The 19,259-nt window shown below is 62.4% G+C and carries 16 protein-coding genes and 1 pseudogene; 4 read left to right on the forward strand and 13 right to left on the reverse strand.

Annotated elements, in window-relative coordinates; all coding sequences use genetic code 11:
* Positions 1–18: 18 nt before the first annotated feature.
* The 4 genes from SB772_RS21215 to SB772_RS21230 all read right to left on the reverse strand — a co-directional run bounded on the left by SB772_RS21215 (position 19) and on the right by SB772_RS21230 (position 5,160).
* On the reverse strand, positions 19–1,095 hold the full coding sequence (locus SB772_RS21215) for a porin (RefSeq protein ID WP_410835173.1): 1,077 nt from the start codon (positions 1,093–1,095) through the stop codon (positions 19–21).
* A 47-nt stretch (positions 1,096–1,142) separates the two neighbouring features.
* Positions 1,143–2,210: an ABC transporter ATP-binding protein gene (locus tag SB772_RS21220; protein WP_410835174.1), complete on the reverse strand. Its 1,068-nt coding sequence runs from the start codon at positions 2,208–2,210 to the stop codon at positions 1,143–1,145.
* Positions 2,203–3,972, reverse strand: a complete 1,770-nt coding sequence (locus SB772_RS21225) for an ABC transporter permease (RefSeq protein WP_410835175.1) — start codon at positions 3,970–3,972, stop codon at positions 2,203–2,205. The genes SB772_RS21220 and SB772_RS21225 overlap by 8 nt, the downstream gene beginning before the upstream one ends.
* Positions 3,973–4,071: 99 nt before the next feature.
* Positions 4,072–5,160, reverse strand: a complete 1,089-nt coding sequence (locus SB772_RS21230) for an ABC transporter substrate-binding protein (protein ID WP_410835176.1) — start codon at positions 5,158–5,160, stop codon at positions 4,072–4,074.
* 140 nt (positions 5,161–5,300) lie between these two features.
* On the opposite strand from SB772_RS21230, the gene SB772_RS21235 reads away from it, so the two are divergent.
* Together SB772_RS21235 and SB772_RS21240 are read left to right on the forward strand one after the other, a co-directional pair.
* Entirely contained in the window at positions 5,301–5,972 is a 672-nt protein-coding gene (locus SB772_RS21235) for a response regulator (protein WP_410835347.1), read from the forward strand.
* On the forward strand, positions 5,969–7,399 hold the full coding sequence (locus SB772_RS21240; protein WP_410835177.1) for a sensor histidine kinase N-terminal domain-containing protein: 1,431 nt from the start codon (positions 5,969–5,971) through the stop codon (positions 7,397–7,399). Before SB772_RS21235 ends, SB772_RS21240 begins: the two co-directional genes overlap by 4 nt.
* Positions 7,400–7,477: 78 nt before the next feature.
* On the opposite strand, the gene SB772_RS21245 is transcribed toward SB772_RS21240, so the two are convergent.
* From SB772_RS21245 to SB772_RS21275, 7 genes are all read right to left on the reverse strand, one after another.
* The gene (locus SB772_RS21245; RefSeq protein WP_410835178.1) at positions 7,478–8,575 is read right to left on the reverse strand and encodes a CmpA/NrtA family ABC transporter substrate-binding protein; all 1,098 of its coding nucleotides are present in this window, start codon (positions 8,573–8,575) and stop codon (positions 7,478–7,480) included.
* 10 nt (positions 8,576–8,585) lie between these two features.
* Entirely contained in the window at positions 8,586–9,161 is a 576-nt protein-coding gene (locus tag SB772_RS21250; protein WP_410835179.1) for an ANTAR domain-containing response regulator, read from the reverse strand.
* A 359-nt stretch (positions 9,162–9,520) separates the two neighbouring features.
* Entirely contained in the window at positions 9,521–11,317 is a 1,797-nt protein-coding gene (locus SB772_RS21255; RefSeq protein ID WP_410835180.1) for a tetratricopeptide repeat protein, read from the reverse strand.
* Between the two features lie 109 nt (positions 11,318–11,426).
* Entirely contained in the window at positions 11,427–13,592 is a 2,166-nt protein-coding gene (locus SB772_RS21260; RefSeq protein WP_410835181.1) for a S8 family serine peptidase, read from the reverse strand.
* Between the two features lie 777 nt (positions 13,593–14,369).
* A complete protein-coding gene (gene infA, locus SB772_RS21265) occupies positions 14,370–14,642 on the reverse strand; it encodes a translation initiation factor IF-1 (RefSeq protein ID WP_012427521.1) in 273 nt (90 codons plus the stop codon).
* Positions 14,643–14,780: 138 nt separating this feature from the next.
* Entirely contained in the window at positions 14,781–15,062 is a 282-nt protein-coding gene (locus SB772_RS21270) for a hypothetical protein (protein WP_410835348.1), read from the reverse strand.
* 501 nt (positions 15,063–15,563) lie between these two features.
* Complete coding sequence (locus tag SB772_RS21275; protein ID WP_040124600.1) at positions 15,564–15,782, reverse strand: hypothetical protein; 219 nt, start codon at positions 15,780–15,782, stop codon at positions 15,564–15,566.
* 267 nt (positions 15,783–16,049) lie between these two features.
* Between SB772_RS21275 and SB772_RS21280 the strand changes: the two genes are divergently transcribed.
* Positions 16,050–16,694: a transcriptional regulator gene (locus tag SB772_RS21280; RefSeq protein ID WP_410835182.1), complete on the forward strand. Its 645-nt coding sequence runs from the start codon at positions 16,050–16,052 to the stop codon at positions 16,692–16,694.
* Positions 16,691–16,789: pseudogene (locus SB772_RS21285) on the forward strand (YqaE/Pmp3 family membrane protein); the annotation flags it as partial. The gene SB772_RS21280 and the pseudogene SB772_RS21285, both read left to right, overlap by 4 nt.
* A gap of 64 nt (positions 16,790–16,853) precedes the next feature.
* On the opposite strand, the gene SB772_RS21290 reads toward SB772_RS21285, so the two are convergent.
* Positions 16,854–17,162 carry a 2Fe-2S iron-sulfur cluster-binding protein gene (locus SB772_RS21290; protein ID WP_410835183.1) on the reverse strand — a complete coding sequence of 103 codons (309 nt, stop codon included), beginning with the start codon at positions 17,160–17,162 and terminating at the stop codon, positions 16,854–16,856.
* Between the two features lie 105 nt (positions 17,163–17,267).
* The gene (locus SB772_RS21295) at positions 17,268–19,259 is read right to left on the reverse strand and encodes a sigma-54-dependent Fis family transcriptional regulator (RefSeq protein ID WP_410835184.1); all 1,992 of its coding nucleotides are present in this window, start codon (positions 19,257–19,259) and stop codon (positions 17,268–17,270) included.

A 19,259-nucleotide genomic window follows, 5' to 3' on the forward strand; every position in this document is an offset into this window, starting at 1 on the left:
TGCGCGCTTCGCGTCGTTTTAAAAGCGGTGCTGGATGCCGGCCGTGACACCCGTTTGCGTATCCGCCGCGCCGGTCAGGTCGCGTGACAGGCTAACCGGTTTGTCATGCCTGGCCATCGCATAGCCGCCCGCCACATACAGCACGGTGCGCTTCGACAGCGCGTACTGCCCGCGCAGCGAGAACAAGGTCGGATCGGCATCGCTCCCGTCCTTGATGTCCTGGTGATAGATCGCGCCAAACAGCGAGATGAACGGCGTCACGTCATACTGGCCGCCGATCCAGTACATCTCGCTGCGCAACGTCGCAGCGGCGGTGTGGAACGTGCGTCGATAGTTGCGATACCCGGCCATTGCCTTGACCGCGCCGAAGTCGTAGCTCAAACCTGCGTGGATGCCTTGAATGAAATTGGTGGTGTCAGCCGGCGTCACGCTGTCGGCAGCGCCGTTCTGCCGGTCGAATGTGGCGACGACCGCAAACGGGCCGTTTTCATAGCCGAGGCCGAAGTCGTACTTCGAGCTGGCCTTCATACTGCCTGCCACGTTGCCGAACCCGTACGTCGCGCCGAACTTGAAGCCGGAGAATTGACCGTCGTAGCGCACGGCGTTCGACGAACGCGAGAAGATGCCGTCTTTGCGACCGCCGGTCGCGGTGGATGAGGTCGCCCACGAGTAGTTCGGCGCGTAACCCATCGGGTCGAACGGCAGCATGTAGTCGTAGGTGGTCGTGAAATTGCGGCCGAGCGTGATTTGACCGAAGCGGTTTTTCAGGGCGATCGTCGCGCGACGGTCGAAGATTGCTCCGGTGCTGTCGTCGAACTGGCCGTTCGCGATGTTGATGCCGCTTTCCAGCTGGAAGATCGCCTTCAGCCCGCCGCCGAGATCCTCGACGCCACGCAGACCCCAGCGCGAGGTGTTCTTGCCGCCCGACACCAGCCGCGTGGCGCCGCCGTCCTTGCTCGCGTGATTCACATATTCGACGCCCGCGTCGACGATGCCGTACAAGGTCACGCTCGACTGCGCGTGCGCCGTTGCGGCAATTCCTGCGAGTCCCGCGCACGTTACGCCGAGGGTCGCCTTCTTCATACTCCACTTCATCAAAGTCTCCTGTGGTTGGTTTAGTCTGCTTCGGTTGGGATGCGGTGCTAGCTGGCCTGTGCAAAGGCCCAGCAATCGTTGGCGGGGAATTCGATCCAATGGCGGCCTGCCGCGCGCGGTACCTGGCCGAATGCACGCAAACGCAGCTCGCCGCAATGGAACAGGTATTCCCAGCGGTCGCCGAGATACATCGACGTGATGAGTTCCGCTTCGAGCCGGTTCGCGCCCGGGCCGTCGGCCACCTGCACGCGCTCGAGCCGGATGACGGCTTGTGCGTTCTGGCCCGTGGCAAGGGCTTCGCGGGCTTGCGCCTGCAACTGCCAGCCGTCGCCGGCCAGCGTCACGCGCTCGCCGTCGACCGCGGCGACGCGTGCGTCGATCCGGTTATTGCTGCCCATGAATTCGGCCGTGTAGAGCGAGCGGGGCGCGCCGTACAGTTCGGCGGGCGTGCCTTCCTGTTCGATGCGGCCGTTGCGCAACAGCAGGATGCGGTCGGACATCGCCATCGCTTCGGTCTGGTCGTGCGTGACGCACAGCGCGGACAGGCCCAGCGATACGATCAACTCGCGCAACCAGGCGCGGGCTTCTTCGCGTAGCTTGGCGTCGAGATTCGACAGCGGCTCGTCGAGCAGAATCACAGGCGGGTTGTAGACCAGCGCTCGCGCGATCGCGACGCGCTGCTGCTGGCCGCCGGACAGCTGATACGGATAACGCGTGGCGAGATGGCCGAGGCCGAGTTGGTCGAGCGCATCCTGCACGCGCTGTTTCTGCCCGGCGCCCGACACACGCCGCAGCTTCAGGCCATAACCGACGTTATCGGCCACCGTGCGGTGCGGCCACAGCGCATACGACTGGAACACGAGGCCGAGCGAGCGCTGCTCGACCGGCAGATCGGCGTGGGCCGCGCCGTCGAAGAACACCTTGCCGTCGAGTTCGATGCGCCCCGCGGACGGCTCCTCCAGCCCCGCGACCGCGCGCAGCAAGGTGGTCTTGCCGCTGCCCGACGCGCCGAGCAGGCATACCACCTCACCGGGATTCAGTTCGAACGACACGCCCTTCAGGATCGGGTTGTCGCCGTAGCTGAGAAACAGGTTGTCGACCGAGAGCTTATCCATGCAATTTCACTCCGAAGCGCAGGGCGACGCCGAGTCCGGCGCTGACCATCGCGATGTTGATGACAGAAAGCGCCGCGACCTGGTCGACCGCGCCGGTCGCCCACAGCGACACCAGCAGCGCGCCGATCACTTCGGTGCCGGGCGACAGCAGATAGACAGCGGTCGAGTACTCGCGCTCGAAGATCATGAAGATCAACAGCCACGCCGCGAGCAGGCCGAAACGCACGAGTGGCAGCGTGACATCGAGACTGACGCGCGCGCGGGTGCCGCCGACGCTGCGTCCCGCTTCTTCGAGTTCCGGGCCGACTTGCAATAGCGCGCTTTGAATCAGGCGCATGCCGTACGCGAGCCACACGACGGTGTACGCAATCCAGATGCTCCACATGGAATTCTTCAGTTCCTTCAGGCCGGGCACGAAGAGGAAGATCCACAGGAACGCGAGACCGGCGAGCAGGCCCGGCACTGCGCGCGGCAGCAGCACGAGGTAGTCGAGCAGGCGCGTGGCCCAGTCGTTGCGGCGATGGCCGGCGAACGCCACCAGCGAATAGAAGCCCACTGCCAGCGCGCCGCCGATTACGCCGATGCCGAGCGTGTTGAGGATCGCGCGGACCAGGTTGTCCTGTTCGAACAGTTCAGTGAAGTTGGCGAGCGTCAGCACGTCGATCAGTTGCACGCCTTCGCCCCAGTTGGTGACGAACGCGCGCAGCACGATGCCGGACAGCGGCACGAACACCGTGAGCGAGAGCCACAGCGCGACGATCGCCAGTGCGACCCAGCGCCATGCGCCGAGCGGCAGCACGGTTTGGCGTCCCGCTTTGCCTTTGACGGTGACGAAGCGGTTCGCGCTCTTCAGCAACCGCCGTTGCAGCAACACGAGCGGGAACGTGATCGCGACGATGCACACCGCGACGGCGGCCATCAGGTGATACGACGGCACGCCGAGCTTGTTGGTGAGCTTGTACAGATACGTGGCCAGCACGAGGTGCCCTTCGGGATCGCCGAGCACGAGCGGCAGACCGAACACTTCGAAGCCGAGAAAGAACACCAGCACGCCGGCGAACAGCAGCGCGGGCAGCGTCATCGGCAGGCTGACGTCGAACGCGACGCGGAACGGCCGCGCGCCGGCGACACGCGCTGCTTCTTCGACATCCGAGCCGAGATTGCGCAGCGCCGCCGACGAATACAGGTACACGTGCGGCACATGCGTAAGCCCCACGATCACGGTGATCGCCAGAATCGAATACACGCTCCACGGCGCTTCCGATGCGCCGAACAGTGCCTTCCACCAGACCGAATAGAAACCGACCGGGCCGGCCGCGACCACGTAGCCGAACGCGAGCACCATCGGCGAGACGAACACGGGAGTGAGCAGCAGCGGTTCGAGCCAGCGGCGGCCGGGCAGGTCGGTGCGAACCATCAGGAACGCGAGAATGCCGCCGAGCGGGATCGAGATGAACAGCATCCCGCCCGCGATGATGAAAGAGTTCTTCAGCGCGGACCAGAAGTCCAGGTCGCTGAAAATGAACTGGAAGCCGGCGATGCCGAGCGTGCGGTTGACGTCGAAGAACGGCGCGTCCAGCACGCTCTGAAACAGGATGAAGCCGAGCGGCAGCGCCACCGCGACGGTCAGCACCGCGACGACGAGCCAGCGCAGCAGCCCGGCAAACGGCTGCAGACCGCCGCGCGGCAACGCGCCTATCGTGCCGCCGTCGGCCGCGCGTGGTAGTGCATCGCGGTGTCCGGTTGCGCTAGTGGAAAGCATGAGTGTCCCCCTGCAGCGTGAAGCCGCATATCGACAGGTAATGAAGGAAGGTGCGGCATCCGCGCGTTTCAGCGCAGACGCCGTCAAGTCAGGCGGCGCTTAGCGCTTGATCGACTGTTGCCATTGCTTGAGGAATTCAAGCCGCTTGGACTGATCGAGATAGACCAGCAGGCCCGGGCCGATCGGGATCGGTTTGAGCGAGTCACCGAGTTGCCTGGTCAGACCGACCATCGACGTTTCACCGTCGACGTCGGCGCGAATCGAGAACAGGCTTGCCTGATTCGCAAGCAAGGTCTGACCGCGCTGCGACAGCAGATAGTCGACCCAGAGCCTCGCGGCGTTCGGGCTTTGCGCCTTCTTCGAAATCGTCACGAGGCGGCTCATCACCAGCGTGTAGTCCTTCGGATAGACGTAGCCGATCGACGGATCTTTCTTCGCTTTGGAGAGCGCGTACGAGCCGAGAATGTTGTAGCCGATCAGGTTCTCGCCTGAAGAGATGCGCTCCATCATCGCGCCGGTGCTCGATTGCAGCTTCGGGCCGGTGGCGCCCATCGCCTTCACGAGGTCCCACGTGACTTGCGGGTTGACGCGCGCGTCCTGGGTCAGATAGTTGAATCCGACGCCGGACTTTTCGATGTCGTAGGTGGTGACCTTGCCTTTGAATTGATCGGCCTTCGTTTGCAGCAGCTTGATCAGATCGGCGCGGGTTTGCGGCACCTCGCCGGCCGGCACGAGCCGCTTGTTGTAGACGATCGCGAGCGGCTCATACGTAGTGCCGTATGCCTGCTTCTGGTACTGCGCCCATTGCGGCAGTTGCTTCGACTCGGGTGATTCGTAGGTTGCCATCAGACCGTCGTTGACGAGCTTGATCTGCAAGTCCATCGCCGAACTCCACAGCACGTCGGCGCTCGTGCTGCTGGCCGCGTTTTCGCTGATGTAGCGGTTGTACAGCTCGGTGCTGTTCATATCGTTGTATTCGACCTTGACGCCGTACAGGCTTTCAAAATCCTTGATGAGCGGACGGACGAGAGCCGTGTCCGTGACCGAATAAACAATCAGCTTGCCTTCCTTTTTCGCCCCGTCGACGATGGCCTGGTAGTCGCTTGGATACCCGGCCGGGAAGGCCGCCCACGCTGAATTTGCGACAAAAGCGACAGCTGCTGCGAGGCACTTCAAAGAGATTTGCACGTCTTCCTCCAGAAAACATCGTTGTTGGTTTTGTGTAGGCGAATGGTAAGGGAGTAATGCTTTCTGAATGCTTTCAATTCTGGAAAGAAATCGGTGACAATGGTCGAATCCGCCTCATGGATTTCCCTGGGATTCTGTTTATGCGTGTGTTGCTCGTCGAAGACAATCCGATCCTTTCCCGCTCGCTGACGGACGCGCTCGCCAGCGCGAAACTGACCGTCGATTGCATGCATGACGGCGAGTCCGCCGACCATGTTCTGCGCACGCAGGACTACGCGCTGGTGATTCTCGACATCGGTTTGCCGAAGCTCGACGGTCTCGAGGTTTTGCGCCGTCTGCGCGCGCGCCGCAACGCGGTGCCCGTGCTGATGCTGACCGCGCACGGCTCAGTCGAAGAGCGGGTGCGCGGCCTCGATCTCGGCGCCGACGACTACCTCGCCAAGCCTTTCGCGCTGACCGAACTCGAAGCGCGTGCGCGTGCGTTGCTGCGCCGCAGTCACGGTCAGGAACCGCTGCGCGCGCAGTGCGGAACGCTGCTTTACGACAGCGTCGATCGCGGCTTCACGCTCGACGGCGAACCGCTCGCGTTGACGCCGCGCGAACGTTCCGTGCTCGAGGTGCTGATCCTGCGCAACGGGCGCGCGATCAACAAGGACACGTTGTCGGAGAAAATCTTCGGGCTCGACGAGTCGGTGAATGCCGATGCTATCGAGATCTACGTGTACCGTTTGCGCAAGAAACTCGAACGCAGTTCGGCCTGTATCGTGACGCTGCGCGGGCTCGGCTATCTGCTGGAAGCAAAAGCCGCATGACGCGGCCGAATCTGCGCATACGGGTCGCGCTCCGGTTGTTGTTGCCGCTACTCGTGCTGCTCGCACTCGATGCATGGCTCACCTATCAACGCGCGATGAACGCGGCGCACACGGCGTTCGATCGCACGCTTGAATTTTCACTCCGCTCGATTCGCGACGGCATCCGTTTGCGCGACGGCCAGATCGAGGTCGATCTGCCGTACCTGGCGCTGGAGATGTTCGAATCGAACGGCGGCGGCAACATCTACTATCAGATTCGCGAGGAGGGTGGCCGTGTGGTGACCGGCTATCCTGATCTGCCGCAAGGCAGAAAGGCGCCCGCCGAGCCCTACAGTGTGCAGTTCTACGACGACGTGTTTCGCGGCCGGCCGCTGCGCATCGCGATGCTGAGGCTGCCGGTCCACGACGTGCCGAGTGCGCAGACGCGGGTGGTGCTGGTGAGAGTCGGCGAGACGATCGAACAGCGCCAAGGGTTGGCGCGCGAGATCCTGACGGGGTCGTTGCAACAGGAGTTTCTGCTGGTGGTGCTCGCGCTCGGCATCGTGTGGCTAGGTGTCGCGCGTGGTTTGCGGCCGCTGAACCGGTTGTCGGCGAAAGTCTCCGCGCGTGCCGAAGACGATCCCACGCCGCTCGATACCTTTGGCTTGCCGAGCGAGGTGGCGCCGCTGGTCGATTCGATCAATCAGTACATCGGCCGCACGCAGTTGATGCAGTTATCGCGGCGGCGTTTTTTCACCGATGCCGCGCACCAGTTGAAGACGCCACTCGCGGTGATTCAGGCGGAGTCCGAACTGGCCTTACGTGACATTGACGGTGGCAGTGCAGGCGGCGAAGTGAGCGCCGGCGGCAACCGCCGGCAAGGCGTGCATTTGCGCCGTCTGAATCGCGCGGTTCAGCAGGCGGGCCACATCGTCCAGCAATTGCTGTCACTGTCGCGGCTCGACGCGGATAGCGGGTACACGGTCATGCATGCCGCCGTGCCGCTGCATAAAGTGGCGCGCAGCGTGACGCTCGACTGGTCGCCGGTGGCGCGCTCGCGCGGCATCGATCTCGGCTTCGAACAGGCGCTTCGTGTCGACGTGATGGGCCAGACCGATCTGCTCGTGGAGCTGGTGGGCAATCTGATCGACAACGCGATTCGTTATTCCGGCGATGGGGCGGTGATCACCGTACGCGTCGCATCGGAGGCCGCGCAGCCGCTGCTGCAGGTAATCGATAACGGACCCGGCATTGCCGCCGGTGAACGCGATGCGGTCTTCGAACGCTTCTATCGCAGCGAGGCAACTCAGGCAGTCGACGGCAGCGGGCTGGGATTGTCGATCGTGCGGGAAATCGCGCGCGTTCATGGTGCGCTTATCGCACTGAGCGATGCGTCGGGTGGCGGGCTTGTGGTCAGTGTGCTGTTTCCGGCGCGTAAGGCCGGGTGACAGTGCTGCGGGCGGTGCGCGCGAATGTTGGAGCATTGCGCGTAAGCGGCGAGTGGCATGTTGCCAGGGCTACTACACCTACGCCTCGCCGTCGCTTGGCATTGGCGAAATCGCGTCGCCGGGTACCGCTACGCCGACGCGTGCAGCGGCCTCGCGATACAACTGCGTCTGATTGATCTTCGCCGCAATCCCGGCGTAATCCGCGTGCCCATCGATCATGCCCCAGCGCTCGAACTGCGTGAGAAACCACGCGCCCTCGATCGCGTGCGGAAAATTCACGGTGCCGTTGTCGAAGAACTGAACCGGCAGGCGTCGCGGCGTCGACGTTGCCACTTCATTGCCGAGCCGCGCCGCAATCAATGCTTCATCGATGCCGATGAATTCGGGCCGCGCGAGCCAACGCGCAATCTCCGTGCGATGTCCAGCGCCGTCGAGCCAGCGGCACGCTTCGAGCATCGTCTGCACCAGCGCGCGCGCCGCATTCGGATTGGCGCTGACGAAATCGCGCCGGCACGCCAGCACCTTCTCAGGATGATTGGGCCAAACTTCGCTCGTATAAGCGACCGTGCGGCCTACGCCGCGAGCTTCGGCCATGGCATTCCACGGTTCGCCGACACACAAGCCGTCGAGCTTGTCTTCGGCGAGCGCCGCGACCATTTGCGGCGGCGGAATCACGACGCTTTCGATATCGCGCAGCGGATGCACGTCTTGCGACGCGAGCCAGTGGTACAGCCACATCGCGTGGGTGCCGGTGGGGAAGGTCTGCGCGAACACGGGTTTGCGGCCGAGCGTGGCCAAAGCCCTGGGCAAGGTGCCATGTTCCGCCAACGCGTCGGCGAGACGATTCGACAGCGTGATCGCCTGGCCGTTGCGATTGAGCACCATCAGCACGGCCATATCCGTTTGCGGACCGCCCAGTCCGAGCTGCACACCGTAGACGAGACCGTAGAGCGCGTGCGCGGCGTCGAGGTCGCCGGACAGGAGTTTGTCGCGCACGGCGGCCCATGACGGCTGACGACATAGCTCAAGCGTCAAGCCGTGGGCGTGCCCGAATTCGAGCAGCTTCGCGGCGACGAGCGGCGCGGCATCGGATAGCGACACGAAGCCGAGCCGCAGGTGCGTTTTCTCGAGCTGAGTGGACGCGGACGATGAGGTCAGGGGGGCGGGAGAGTTCATGAGCAGCGCTTCATTTGAGCGAGTCCGCCGCGGCGACGATGGCGCGTGCGACCTCGGCGAGTTTGACGCCCTGGTTCATCGCGCGTTTGCGCAGCTTGGCATAGGCGGCGTGTTCGGTGATTTTCTGCTGATCCATCAGCAGGCGTTTGGCGCGGTCGATCAGCTTGCGTTCGGCGAGTTCGTTTTCGACTTGCGCGAGGCGTTCGCGCAACTGCGATTCCTGCGCGAAACGCGCGAGCGCGACTTCGAGAATCGGTGCGAGCCGCTCCGTCTCCAGTCCTTCGACGAGATAAGCGGTGACGCCCGCGCCAACGGCATCGCGAATCAGTTGCTGGTTGGCGTCGTGACTGAACATCAACACGGGGCGTGGCGCAGTGGCGTTCATCACGGCGAGTTGTTCGAGCGTGTCACGCGACGGCGATTCGGTATCGATGATGATGACGTCCGGCCGTTCGCTTTCGACCACGCGATGCAGCGCTTGCGGTGTCGCGGTGCCGGCGAGCATATCGTAGCCGAGCCGCGCGAGGGCATCGCGCAGATCGCCTATGGGCTTATCGGTATCGGTGACGAGGAGGACGCGCAGCATGGGGTGTGGCTTCTCGGGTCGCCGCAGGCGTTGGGTCCGCTACGGCGAAGTCGAACGTCATTGTTCGACAAATAATTATGTGCTGAAGCGCGCGAGCGTGTGCGTCGCGGGCCAGCGAGTCGTATCGAGAAGCCAGGACAGGGATGGCTTCGTCGTGTCCGGCATCGTTGCAGGACGCAACGTTCAAGCAATGGCTGTGCCAGAAGACGGCCGGCTGACAAAGGCGAAGGTAATCATGGCGTTGCCAGACCGGTGTATGGAGCCGGCTGCACCTTGGCGGGGCACGGCATCGCTATGCACCGAACCGGCGCATAACATGAGTCGCAATGCGCTGAGGACGCACTGGGGCTGCTGGTGGATTACACGTCACACCATTTCGATAGTTCACCCCGTACTGCTTCGATAACTTCGTCCCACTCGCCCAACTCCTGCTGCCGGAATAGCCGCATTGACGGGTACCAGGGGCTGTCCGTCCTGTTTGTCAACCACCGCCACTCCGAGTAGGCGGGCACGAGCACCCAGACCGGCAAACCCGCCGCGCCCGCCAGGTGAGCGACTGATGTGTCTACGGTGATGAGCAGATCGAACGCGTGAAGAATCGCGAGCGTATCCGTAAAGTCCTTGATTGCGGGTCCCAGCGTGTGCACATCGAATTCATTCGCCAGGCCTTCGCTTTCATGCTCACGGTCGCCCTTTTGCACTGAATACCAGGTCACGCCTTGAAGTGCCAAAAGTGGCTTGAGCGCTTCCAGTCGGACGGACCGGTAACGGTCCAGCGCATGGTATGGGCTACCCGCCCAAACAACGCCGACGCGTCTGGGTTTTGTGGAGCCCCCGCGCGGCGACATGGCATCGATGTAAGCCTCCCAATACTGTATCTTTTCCGGCCTGGCGGTGAGATAGGGCATCGCGATGGGGAGTGTCGGCAAATCGAGTTTCATGTATTCAGGCATCCGTAGCATATAACTCCAATAGTCATAGGGGCCGGACGGCACGGTGGTCAATACGGTCCGCACACTCGTCATGCTGGTGGCCAGCTCCGCGATCGGCGCGCTGACCAGCACATCCACCGTTGCCCCTTGCCGATGCAGCCATTCAGCGAATCTGATGAACTGTATTTCATCGCCGCGCCCCTGTTCGCCCACCAGCAGGAATTGGCGCCCGGCAACCGGTTCGCCTTTCCACTCGGGAAAGCTGGGATAAACCAGCTCTTTTCTCTTGTCAGGGAGTTCGTAAAACCATCGGTACTGCTTCCAGCCCGCTTCGAATTCGCCGAGGGCAAGCTGCACACCCGCGAGGTGAAATTGCATGTAGGAGTTGTCCGGCAGGAGTCGCGCAGCTTCCATGCTGTGTGGCCGGCTTTCGGCAGTTCTTCCACCTATGCTAAGTGCTCGTGCCGCGTTGTGATGCAGGAGGGGATAGTGTGGATCGATGGCGAGTCCCTGCCTGGCTACGCTGAGCGCCTCGTTGAAACGGTCGTTTGCGTTCAGGACGAACGATAGCGATTTGAGTGCCGCGGCATCGCCGGCGAAGCGCGTTCTTATCTGTGTGATCGCTTTTTCCAGTTGGTTGGCACGCGCGGTCTTTGCCAGTGCCGCAATCAGATCAAGTCCGTCTTGCAGGTCGGCCGGGTCGAGCGCCCATGCACGTAGCCAATAGTCCGCGGCGTCGTCGATCGCTCCAAGCTGCGTGCTGATCCGTGCCATGGCGCGAACCGCGTGATGCAACGCCGGGTCGATTTCAACGGATTGTTTGTAGTGGGCCATTGCCTCACGAAGGCGGCCGGACCGACGCAGGCAGTCGGCGAGGTTCCGGTGCAGGCTCGCGGTGTTGCCCGCCAGTGCGATCGCACGACGATAGTGCGCTTCAGCCGCTGCATCGTCATGCTTCAGCGCCGCAAGCAGGCCGGCGTGTTCCCGCAGTTCAGCCTGGTCAGGGGCGGCTTGTACAGCCTGTTCAAGGTATCCACGCGCCTGGTCGATCTGGTCCAAATGAACGGAGGCGAGTCCCATTCGGTGCAACGCATGCGCGTCGCGCGGGCGCACAGCCAGCACGTTTCGGTAACCGTTCATCGCCTCGCCGAATCGCAGCGCAGAGAAGTGCGCATCCGCCCGGGTAACAAGAGCGTCCGTGTCATCGCTACGGATAAGTGACATAGATGCGTCGGCTGGCGTTCGTTCAATGGGGATTTATCTCTGGTCCGGAGATGATGCGAGGGAGTGTGCCCTTGTGTCCGGAACGGCGACACATGGGCACACTGCTGGTTTAACTACCCGGGTCTTCGTACGGCCAGGTAACCTTGTACTTGATAGCAACGCCATCGAGCGGCATGCCGGCGGTCACCATGGCGTAATAAGTCCCGGGCTCCGGCCACATGAGTTTGCAGGTGGCGGCGTTCCCCGCCGACATGACGGACGTACAGTCGGGATGGGCCATGGAAGCCGTGCCGCCTTTGACAGACAGTGTCGCAATCTGGCTGCGTGTATCCGGTGAAAGGGTAAACGTCAGATACTTCACATTTGTTGGAACACGCAAGCTATGAACCTGGCTTCGCACGACATTGCCCGAGAAATACAGCACATCGGAAGGTCGTAGTCCAATTCTCAGTCCATATTCGAAGTCGTTTATATCCGTCACAAGCAGGGGCTTGACCTGAACCGGACGTGTCACCCTGCTAACGGCTCCATCCATATCCGTCACTGAGAGCGCAATTTCATAAGTCCCGGGCTGTTCAAAGTCGATCTCGGGATTGACTGATTGCGTGGACACGGTGTCACCACCGCCATTGCCGAAATTCCAGGCCCATGACTTGATGGGTGCGCCTCGGGCAGTGGACAGGTCCGTGCATGAGAGATGCATCAGGTTCGGACTTTGCGAGCATTTGAAATCCGCCGCCGCTGGAATCTTTCCAGACTTTGCGGCGATGACAGCCGCGTTTGCGTCCAGAATACCCGGCCCGACGGGTCGATCCGGCTGGCCGTTTGGAAACGGCTGAACACTCTGGGCGAGCAGCGTCCGCATTTCCGCTGAAGTCAGAGGCGTGCGAGCCACGGACTGCACAAGCGCGGCAACGCCACTCACCATCGGCGCGGCCATCGACGTGCCCGACATGTACGAATAGCTTTCGGTGCCCAGCGCTGCCGTTCCGTTGTTGTAGGCAGACCAGATCGAGTCGCCGGGCGCGGCAACGTCGACAGCCGGACCAAAGTTTGAGCGAACCCACCTCAACCCGCCCCGATGGGTTGCGCCAACGCTGATAACGCCACGGCAATTGGCTGGCGAAAAATTCGTTGCGCTAATGCCATCGTTGCCCGCTGCTGCTGTAACAATGGCCCCCCGGCTCACCGCGTAGTCGATCGCATTCTGTAAGGTCGTTTCACAGTAGCCTGCCCCGCCGAGACTCACATTGATGACCTTGGCCGGGTACGCGTTCGCCGGAACGCCCGGAATACTCCCGCCAGCGGCCCACACAATGCCATCAGCAATATTTGATGTATAGCCTGTCCCGCAGGCATTCATGACACGGACCGGGACAACTTTCGCCGCGGGAGCCACGCCGGCCATACCGACTCCGTTATTCGTCTGCGCTGCCGCAATGCCCGCCACGTGCGTGCCGTGCCACACGACTGAACATTTCTCCGTGGTGATACCTGGGTTCATGCCGTTGCCGCCCCGGGGATTGGTGGAGAAGTCGTACCCTGGCAGGTAGTTGGCATTCAGGTCGCTGTGGCTGGTCACGCCGTTGTCCACCACGGCGATTACGGAGCCGGAACCGACGGCCCTATCCCAGGCGCCCTCCGCCCGTATTCCCGCTGTCGTGATGCCGGGTATCAGGTTCGAGGTCAAGCCCCACTGCTTGCTGTATTCCGGGTCGTTCGGAACCATGTTGACGGACATTTCCATGTCGGGTTCCACGTATTCGACGTTCGGGTCCGATGCAATCGCGCGCATGAACGCCCGGGCGTCGTTGCCGTTCAACTTGCGTGCAGTCGTAACCACGTCAGAACCAACACCCGTTCGGCGGAGATGGCGTGCCTTGGCGGGAAATGCGCCCGACAGCCGGTCAAGTTTCGACTGGACCGCTGACGTTGATCCGCGTTCAGCTGTGCCATCCTTGTACTTGATAATGAAGCGGTCAACGGATGAGTCCGACGACAGGCCGCTCGTATTCATCTTCAGCGACATGCCCAACGGAACGGTAGGCGTTGCGGCTGCTAATGCCGCCGTCTTCTCGAGGGCCGGTGTCGTTCCGGAAGTCGTATCGCTGCTGCTACTGTTGTTGCCGCCACATGCAGCGAGGGCCAGCGAAAGGGATAGACCGGTTGCACCCGCAAGCACGCGGCGCGCGTTCACTTTCAACCACGACGCGCCGATACCTGGACTGGTTTGACAGGCATCGTGCCGCTTGCCTGCACATCTCTTTTTTTGCATATTTCTCGTACGACATATAGAAGTGATTGCCCCTGTTTTTGTGTGGTAGTCGTACTGCGTGTACTGCGGCCATAGACTGCGACCGCAAGCCGCACGTCGGTCTTTATTCCCGCCGCGCAGATTATGTTTCGATTATTTTAAGAATCCTAACTAACGACTATCGACGACGCATGCGATAGACGTATTGCGCCGTTGGAAGTCAGCTCATTACGTCTTTGCAGTCGTTGTGCGTAATTTATAGCTTGAATAGGATAATAAATAGCTTGTGTAGTTTAAGCAATCGGAAGGCTTCTATTTGTTCGTCGGATAACTTACCCGGCGCGTCAGGCTGTCGGCGCGCTCGCTCGGGCGCGAACCGCTGCTATGGCAAGAATGCCTAGGCGCACATGCCCGGCGCTCTGCAGCTTGCGTTTGAGACGGGCTGTGCACGTCTGCCCATGCCGCGTAACTGCGGGGTGAAAACAATGAACTCACTGGGAGCGGGTCGTCGAGCAGGTGCACAGAAGCGCCGCCGGAGACGATCTCGGTGCGGTGTTCGGGTTGTAATCAGGAAGCGAGGAAGGGTGCGAAACACCCGCTGGCGGCAGAAAGCACCAGGCGCTGAAGCGAGGGATAAAGCAAGCGATAGAGCAAAGCGACGCCGCGGCGCGCCGCTCAGGCCCGAATCATCGAGTCAAGCCGGAGAAGGCGCGCGAAAGGCTTCGCGAACAACTAGCTGCATCTGGCAATCGGTCACGCGAGAATCGCTCAGAAAGCGCGGTCAACGTGCCGCCGGCATCAACGGCGGCGGAATTGCGTATTGCGGGCGCCGCCGCCACCGGTGGCGCGCTCGTCTTTGTGACGGAAATTGATCCGGCCTTTGGTCAGATCGTAAACCGACAGTTCCAGCGTGACGCGGTCGCCCGCGAGAATACGGATGTGGTTCTTGCGCATGCGCCCGGACGCGTAAGCGCCAACCACGACGCCGTTGTCGAGCGTCACGCGGTAACGGCTATCCGGAAGTACTTCGTCGACGATACCGTCAAGTTCAAGCAGTTCTTCTTTCGCCATGCATAACTCCTGGTCGATGGGATAAGTGGGTGTTGGTCGATGGGCAGCGCCGCTCGGTGCAACATCTGATACGTATGACGGAGGGCTCAGGCGCCTCCCGCCGTGCGGCAACAGCAGCGGATGCGCTGATATTGCCGCTCAAAGATCGGCGACGGACTGGCCGTCGATGCGGCCGTCGATCAACTGCTCGGCGTGCGCCATGCACGCAATGCGTGCCTTGCCCGTGCCGTCGAACGGAAACAGATACTGCAGACGGAACACACGGCCGTCTACCGCCGGATTGGCGCCGACGCGGCAAATGCGTACCGATGCGTCGTAGCCTGCGTCCGGATTGCGGCCCGTCTGCGCGTCCGTCGGGCGGCGCGGGTAGACGAGCGGGTGAATTTCGTAACCCTTGTAGGTCTTGACTGCTGAACTCATCATGCACATGTCCTGTATTACGTGGCTGCCGTGTCACGCGTGTTACGCGCGGCACGACAGACCGGGCAGCGCAGCACCTTGGGGCGCGCCGCCATGGAAAAAGGTTGGCACAGGCCCGATGGCAAGGGCTTGAGCGCGGCCGCGCAAAATCGCGGATTCGATGGAGAAGAAACACGCTGATGTCGCGCAGACATCGGGCGCGTAAACGCTGAACAACTCAGCTGCACAACTCGCGACGGCGAATGCATGCGGCGCATTGCCGGAGTGACGGACCGCCGACAGGCGGCGGTCGAACAGTCGGGGGTGGTGCGGAGATGCCGATTTGGACTGCCGGTGCTACGGATGCGGAATACAGCTATTCCAATATGATGCACTAAACGGGGCTAATTGGATAGCAAAAACTTCCGCGCATGGGCAAACCGCCCAACTGGCGGGGGTTTGGGCGAGAAAGACCGCCCGCGGGCGGCATGGCGTCGCGGGGGGCGAAGAGGCGGGTGACGTTCAGCGGGAGGTTTCGGCGACGCGTTTTTGCAGCTCGCGCGATGCCGCGAGTGGAATGCGTGCGTCATCCCAGCCGGCCAGCCATTCGACTTCCTTCGACGTAAAAATCTGCCCATGATTGCGCAGCGTGTATTGCAGCGAATCGATGATGTGATTGCGGATGATTTCCGGCGTGCCTGCGTCATCGAGCACGGCGCGAAACGCTTCGAGCGTAGCCATCTGTTGCTCCGTGAAATAGATGGTTCTTTTATCGCACGAAAAAAAATCGCTCGCCAGGCGGACAAAATTCACCGAGTGCCGACGCACCGGCATCAACCTCTGCCACCCCGGTCGCCGCCGCCGACCGAGGTGGCTACAATGGCGAGCTGACGTGCCGGGCAGCACAACCTTGTTGTGTTTGCCCGGCTTGCTGGCTTAACCCCGGCGCTCCCGTAACGGCTCACCTGTGCGGAGCGGCGCCGCATCCCTCGAAGACTGCGATTTCCAATGGGCAAGACCAAAGTCTCTCCTGTGAAAGACCTGCTGCTGGACCGCTACGCGCCCATTGCCGACGGCATCGCCGCGCTGTTCTATCCGTGCGCCGAAGTCGTGATTCACGACCTGCGCGACCAGACCATTGCGTATCTCGTGAACAACCTGTCGAAGCTTGAAATCGGCGGGCCGTCGGTGCTCGACGAAGTGCACTATGCGGCACGCGGCCGGACCATCGGTCCGTACGAAAAGCTCAATTGGGACGGGCGGCGCATGCGCTGCGTGAGCAATATCCTGTTCGACGACGAAGGCAAGCCAGCCGGCATGCTGTGCGTCAACTTCAATATCGCGGTGTTCGAAGACGTGCGCTCGACCCTCGATCTGTTCATCAAAGGCGGCAATCTGACGGACGCGCCCGCGGAAGAACTGTTTCGCGACGACTGGCAAGACCGTATCAACACGTTTTTGCACGGCTGGCTGCGCGAGCGGCAAATCGGCATCAATGCGCTGACGCGGGAACATAAGCGGGAGATCGTCGAGGCGTTGCACGCACAAGGCGCGTTTCGCGGCCGCAGTTCCGCGAACTACGTGGCCGCCGTGCTCACGATGGGGCGCGCGACCGTCTATAAGATTCTGAAACAGATGAAAGAGGGCGGCTGATCGGCTGGATTCCGGCCGCGATCTGGTCGGTATACGCACTTAGCCAGTACAACACCGACAAGAAAATCGAACGCGCGATGGGCGGCCGGCGGTAAGGCTTGCGATGGCGTTCGCCGCAGCCGCGCTCGCTAGCGCCGATGCAGGGCGTGGGGCGGGCGATCAGCGCGGCGGTAATTCGACCGTGTCCGGCGCTTCGATCACCACGTCGGTTTCCGCGATCGCCACGCACGGCAGGATATAGCCTTCGGCCTTTTCTTCCCGGCTGAGACCCGGCCATTCGATCGTGTAGCGCACGCGCCCCGCGGTCATTTTGCATAGGCACGTGCGGCACGTTCCGTTGCGGCACGAACGCGGCAGACGCAGGTTGGCGAAACCGGCTGCTTCGAGAATCGTCAGTGAATCGGGCGCTTCGAAGGTTTGGCCGAGCGGTTCGACGCGAACGAGAGGCGGGCGGGCAGGGTCGGACATCGTGCGGAATGTTGCCGGATTGCGCCACACTTTACACTGGCGCAGGACGCTCACCCGGTGCCCGCCGCGCGTCTATTCCATTTACACAGCATCGCCGTTGCGGGCTCAGTGCGTGATGCCGCGCCGCAAATACCGGTACACCGTATTGCGCGCGAGCCCAAGCTCTCGGGCCGCCGCCGATACATTGCCGTCGAGCCGCGCGAGCGTCTGGGCGATTAACGTCGTCTGCCAGTCTTCCATGCGAGCGGGCGAGGCCGCGACCGGCGCCGCCGCGGCATGCACGCCATTGTCATTGCCGTTTTCACTGCACGAAACCGATGCGAGCGGCTTCGCAATGATGTCAGACGCGGCATCGATGCAATCCTGCAGGAAGTCGTCCGGCAAATCTTCGAGTTCGATCTGCGGCGCGCCTTCGGCCATGATGCTTGCGGTGCGCAGCACGTTCGCCAGTTGCCGCAGATTGCCCGGCCAGCGGCAGTGCGCAAAGCGTTCGAGCACGGCCTCGGACACGCGTCGCGGCAAGCGCTCGTTGTCGGGCTGCAATTCCAGCATGCGCGTGACGAGGGCCGCCAGATCGGTGCGATCGCGCAGCGCCGGCAAGGTCACGACGAGTCCGTTGATCCGGTAATACAGGTCTTCGCGGAAAGTGCCGGCTTCGATCATCGCGCGCAGGTTCCGGTGGGTCGCGCAGACAATGCGCAGATCGACCGGAATCGCCCTCGTGCCGCCGAGCGGCACAACGGTACGCTCCTGCAGCACGCGCATCAGCCGCACTTGTTGCGCGAGCGGCATATCGCCGATTTCGTCGAGAAACAGCGTGCCGCCGTCCGCCTGCACGATCTTGCCGACGCTGCCGCGTTTTTTTGCACCGGTGAACGCGCCGTCTTCGTAGCCGAACAACTCCGCTTCGATCAGCGTGTCCGGCAACGACGCGCAGTTCAGCGCGACAAAGGGCGCCGCCCGGCGCGGCGAATCGTGATGGATCGCGCGGGCGAGCCATTCCTTGCCCGTACCGGTTTTGCCGAGCACCAGAATCGGGATATCGCGACCGCGCAGCTTCGCGACCCGCCGCAGGATCGCGCTGACTTGTGCGTCGCCGGTGTCGAGCGTTTCGAGCGTGGCGAGGGGCGCCGGTTCGCACGAACGCACGCTGGATCGCGTTTCGCCCGCGGCCGCTATCCGCGCTGAAGCGGCGAAGCCGTCTACCGGCCCGACGTAGCGCGGCGCGGTATATTCGCCGCGCACCACCACGCGCACGCCGCTCGGCAGCGTCAGCACGATGTTCTCGCTCGGTGCGCGGGTTGTCTGTTGCAGCAGCGAGGCGAATGCGATGCCGAACAGCGCGTCAAACGGTTGCCTTTGCAGATTGGCGAGCGGCTGGCCGAATTGAAACAGGGCACTGCGATTTGCCGACAGAAACGTGCCGTCCGGCGCGAACGCCGCAAGCCCTTCGAACAGCGTGCCGATGAATTCCGCGCGCGCATGAAAGTGGATGCGGATCGACTCGGCGAATTGATTGGAGAACAGATGATTTTCGATCATCTGCGCCGACATCCGCACGAGCGCCAGCGTGTGCTTGTGAAAACCGCGCGTATCGCCGCTCACATCGAGCGCGCCGATGGTGCGCCCGAACGGGTCCGCAATCGGCGCGCACGAGCAGGTAAGAATCCGGTTGGCGTGCAGAAAGTGTTCATCCGCATGCACGACGGTCGGCTGCCCGCCGATGAGTGCCGTGCCGATTGCGTTCGTCCCGCGATCCGCCTCGGCCCACGAAACGCCGGGACATAGCGCGACACGATTGGCCTTTTCGACGAAGTCGCTATCGCCGAGACTATGCAGGATGACCCCGCGATTGTCGGTGAGAAGCACCATGCTTTGGGTATCGACGATCTGCGCGTGGAGCGTTTCCATGACAGGGAGAGCGTGGATATAGAGCGACTGGCTCCGATCGACGAGCTCACGCAGCGCGGACTGGCGCAGCGGATGAAAGTCCGGCGTTTCCGACGCACGCAGGCCGACTTGCAGCGAGCGCGCATGAGCTTGCGCGATGACATCAGGCCGACCGATGATGGCCGGCGTGGCAGGACGATGGATCAA

It is taken from the genome of Paraburkholderia sp. SIMBA_030 (assembly GCF_046535245.1).
In the GTDB taxonomy this organism is placed as follows: Bacteria; Pseudomonadota; Gammaproteobacteria; order Burkholderiales; family Burkholderiaceae; genus Paraburkholderia.